At 67.1% G+C, this 3348-nt stretch carries 5 protein-coding genes and 1 pseudogene; 1 reads left to right on the forward strand and 5 read right to left on the reverse strand.

Annotated elements, in window-relative coordinates:
• Together KZA10_RS10130 and KZA10_RS18000 are read right to left on the reverse strand one after the other, a co-directional pair.
• Positions 1 to 214 (reverse strand): annotated as a pseudogene (locus KZA10_RS10130) (glycosyl transferase); the annotation flags it as partial.
• A gap of 54 nt (positions 215 to 268) precedes the next feature.
• Positions 269 to 394 (reverse strand): hypothetical protein, encoded by a 126-nt coding sequence (locus tag KZA10_RS18000; RefSeq protein WP_256934685.1) that lies wholly within the window; start codon positions 392 to 394, stop codon positions 269 to 271.
• On the opposite strand from KZA10_RS18000, the gene KZA10_RS10135 reads away from it, so the two are divergent.
• A complete protein-coding gene (locus tag KZA10_RS10135) occupies positions 395 to 1456 on the forward strand; it encodes an AI-2E family transporter (RefSeq protein ID WP_141385998.1) in 1062 nt (353 codons plus the stop codon). It begins immediately after the preceding gene.
• 268 nt (positions 1457 to 1724) lie between these two features.
• Here KZA10_RS10135 and KZA10_RS10140 read toward each other — a convergent pair whose 3' ends face one another.
• From KZA10_RS10140 to KZA10_RS10145, 3 genes are all read right to left on the reverse strand, one after another.
• A complete protein-coding gene (locus KZA10_RS10140; protein WP_164743668.1) occupies positions 1725 to 2447 on the reverse strand; it encodes an alpha/beta hydrolase in 723 nt (240 codons plus the stop codon).
• Entirely contained in the window at positions 2444 to 2731 is a 288-nt protein-coding gene (locus tag KZA10_RS18005) for a hypothetical protein (RefSeq protein ID WP_081603926.1), read from the reverse strand. Before KZA10_RS18005 ends, KZA10_RS10140 begins: the two co-directional genes overlap by 4 nt.
• Positions 2732 to 2740: 9 nt before the next feature.
• Positions 2741 to 3348, reverse strand: a 608-nt coding sequence (locus KZA10_RS10145) for a transglycosylase SLT domain-containing protein (protein ID WP_256934686.1), incomplete at its 5' end; no start/stop codon positions are given.

The following is a 3348-nucleotide window of genomic DNA, read 5'->3' on the forward strand; positions in this document are numbered from 1 at the left end:
CGAAGATCTCGCCCTGTCCGCGAACGATCAGGGTCTGCGCGCCGGGATTCGCGCGGAGGACATCGCCGTCGATGAGCACGAACGGCGCCGGTTCGCTGATCTCGACCTGGGTCTTCTGAGTGTCAGGTCCCATGAAGATGGTGCGCTGGGCTATCCCCGCACCGATCAGCACCGCAGCCAGCACGAAGGCCACCACGGCCCATACGAAACGCACGAATAGTCTCCTCACGCATCACCGGCACCTGCCTGCGACGCAACACTCGACATTTCAGACTAGCGAAATCAGCTGTGTGTTGCCCACGAGCAGGTGCAGTGCCCGCTGGATCGGCACGTCGTCGGTGCCGGGGCCGGACGGCTGGATAGTCTTGCTGCAGCCGTCACGAGGAGTCTGCACATGAAGATCCACAATCCCTTCCGCACCGCCCTGGTGGCGACGCTCGGCGTGGGGTTGGGCATCCTGCTGATCAACAGTGTGGAGAATCTGTCCACCGTGCTGCTGTACCTCGGCACCGCGCTGTTCCTGAGTCTGGGCCTCGATCCTCTCGTATCGTTCCTCGAGCGTCGACGGCTTCCGCGCTGGGCGGCCGTCCTCGTGACGATCCTGGCGGTACTCGGTGTCTTCGCGGGGATCGTACTCATCGTGCTGCCGGTGCTCGTGGATCAGATCTCCCAGTTGGTCGCCCAGATCTCGGCGATCGTGCAGCGAGGAAACTTGATCCCTGACCTCAAGGAATGGATCCAGGACGCCTTCCCGAACTTGCCCGTCGATGACGTGTTCACCTACATCACCAACTGGCTGACGAGCAATCTCGCGGAGATCGGCGGATCCATCGGCCAGGGTGTGCTCGTCGCCAGTGGCGCCGTGCTCGGTGGCCTGTTCGGCGCGTTCATCGTGCTCATCCTGACGATCTACCTGACGGCCTCGACGCCCTCCCTCAAGCGGGCCGTCTACCAGCTCGCCCCGGCGTCCAAGCGCGACCGCTTCATCGATCTGTCCGAGCAGATCACCGACTCCGTGGGCTACTACGTCATGGGCCAGGTCTCGCAGGGCGTCCTCAACGGTGTGCTGAGTGCGGTCTATCTCTCCATCATCGATGCACCGTTCCCGGCCGTCCTCGCCGTGATCGCGTTCTTCTTCTCGCTCATCCCCCTCGTCGGAACCTTGACGGGTTCGACGATCATCGTGCTCGTCTGCTTGATCCCCGGGCTCGGATCGCCGGCGACGGCCATCGCCGCCGCGATCTACTACCTGATCTACATGCAGATCGAGGCCTACATCATCTCCCCACGCATCATGAGCCGTGCCGTCTCGGTGCCGGGAGCCGTCGTCGTCGTCGCCGCCCTCGCCGGAGGAAGCCTCCTGGGGCTGCTGGGCGCGCTCATCGCGATCCCCGTGGCGGCGAGCATCCTGATCATCTACCGTCAGGTGCTCATCCCCCGAATGAACGAGCTCTGATCCGAGGCAGTGGCCGCTTCGTCGTCGAACTGAGCGGCCATCGTCAGCTGCGTGTAGTCCGTGAGCCACAGCCCTCCAGCTCCCGCGTCGACGGTACTCACCGCTTCACGCAAGGTCGGAGCGCCAGCGTGATGGTCTGCCACCGCTACGGCCCCATCAGCATCGTCCGGGCCGGGGTAGGCGACGAACAGGGAGCCCCCGCGCATCACGGCAGCACACTAGCCGAGCGCGGTCTCAGCGCGCCGATAGATCCCACCGTCGGAGACGCCTACTCGGCGACCGGCCACTGCGTCGCGAGAGGCAGGGCTGAGGGATTCACCGCCGCCACGATCTCCGTGAGCACTCGCCGCGTCTGCGTCTCGCCCACCCAGAGGTGCTTCCCGCCATCCACCGCGATCAGGGTGGCGTGCGGAATCGCTGCGAATCGTTCCCGAGCCTCTGGCGGGCGCAGGTAGTCGTCGAGCTCCGGCACCAGGACGATCACGGGGAGTCCGGTCGCCGCCCAGGCGGCGACCTCCTCCGGCGTCGCGCGGTGGAGGGGCGGCGAGAGGAGGATGATCCCCTCGATGTCGTGGTCCCGGCCGTACTTCAGTGCGAGTTCGGTACCGAAGGACCACCCCAGAAGCCAGGGACGCGGAAGCGCGCGATCACGGACGAAGTCCATGGCCGCCGCGACGTCGTGCCGCTCGGCAGCCCCGCCGTCGAAGGCGCCATCGCTCGTGCCTCGGGGGGATGTGGTCCCCCGTGTGTTGAAACGCAGGACGGCGAGGTCCGCGAGCGCGGGGAGGCGAGCGGCGGCCTTGCGGATGATGTGCGAGTCCATGAAGCCACCGGCCGTCGGCAGCGGGTGCAGCGTCACGAGGGTCGCCGTCGGCGGTACGTGCTCCGGCACGGAGAGCTCTCCGACCAGCGTCAGACCGTCAGCGGTCTTCAGCTCGATGTCTTCGCGTCGCGCCGGCAGCTCCAGCGGTCCTCGGATCTCGATGCTCATGCAAGTCTCCAACAGTGTGTGTGCCAATGCCGACGTGCGGCGAGGTCGGCCGCGTCACCGAGCACCCCGTCTGCGCGCCAGGTGACCAGATGTGCCGTACCGGCCTCGATCCCCCGCCCGCATCCGGGGCAGAGGTACTCCTTCTGCGCCTGCGCCGCGGACACGGGCTGCACGGTCCACTCACCACCGCGCCGGGTCTCCGTGCGCTTCCAGCCGGCGAGAAGACGATCGAAGGAGTCTTCGGGCTCAGGGCGCGCCGAAGGGCGTCTGCGGGAGCGGGGCATGGTGCCTGCTCACCACCAGTGGTTGTTGATCCAGAAGTTGTAGGCCCCCGACCAGCTGCCGTAGCGTCCGGTGGCGTAGCCGGTCGCCCAACGAAGGTTGTCGACCGGGTCATACCCGTTACCTGGCACCTTGCTGCAGGGAAGCGCCTGCACGAGACCGCAGGCGCCCGACGACTTGTTCGTCGCGTTCGGGTTCCAACCGCTCTCCCGCGAGACGATGTAGTCGACATACTGCCGGTCGCTCTCCGCGATACCGGCTGCCGCCATCCACTCCGCAGGGGCTCCGCCGCCGGTGTAGGGCGGAAGGGAGCCACCCGACGAACCACCGGACGAGCCCCCTCGTGGCGCAGCCGCGACGGTGGGTTCCGGAGCGGGCTTCGGCTTGACGTACACCTCGAAACTGCCGCGCACGACGGGCGCGATCGCAGCGCCCTCGACCGTGACGGTCAAGTTCTGCGTGTCGGCGAGTGCGAGTGAATACGCCGAATCCGGCGACTCCTGGGGTGCGGGTGCGGCAAGTGCCACTCCGGTCGGTGCGACCAACGCGCCGGCGAAACCGACGACCGCGAGGGCACTGACGACGCTGACGACGCCTCGGCTGCGGGACCGGCGTCGAG

It is taken from the genome of Microbacterium sp. BF1, assembly GCF_019279095.1.
Classification (GTDB): Bacteria; Actinomycetota; Actinomycetes; order Actinomycetales; family Microbacteriaceae; genus Microbacterium; species Microbacterium maritypicum.

What these genes read in the sequence shown, in the direction of transcription:
- KZA10_RS10140 (WP_164743668.1), bottom strand. Translation starts at nt 2,447, where the DNA reads ATGAGCATCGAGATCCGAGGACCGCTGGAGCTGCCGGCGCGACGCGAA.
- KZA10_RS10135 (WP_141385998.1), top strand. Translation starts at nt 395, where the DNA reads ATGAAGATCCACAATCCCTTCCGCACCGCCCTGGTGGCGACGCTCGGC.
- KZA10_RS18005 (WP_081603926.1), bottom strand. Translation starts at nt 2,731, where the DNA reads ATGCCCCGCTCCCGCAGACGCCCTTCGGCGCGCCCTGAGCCCGAAGAC.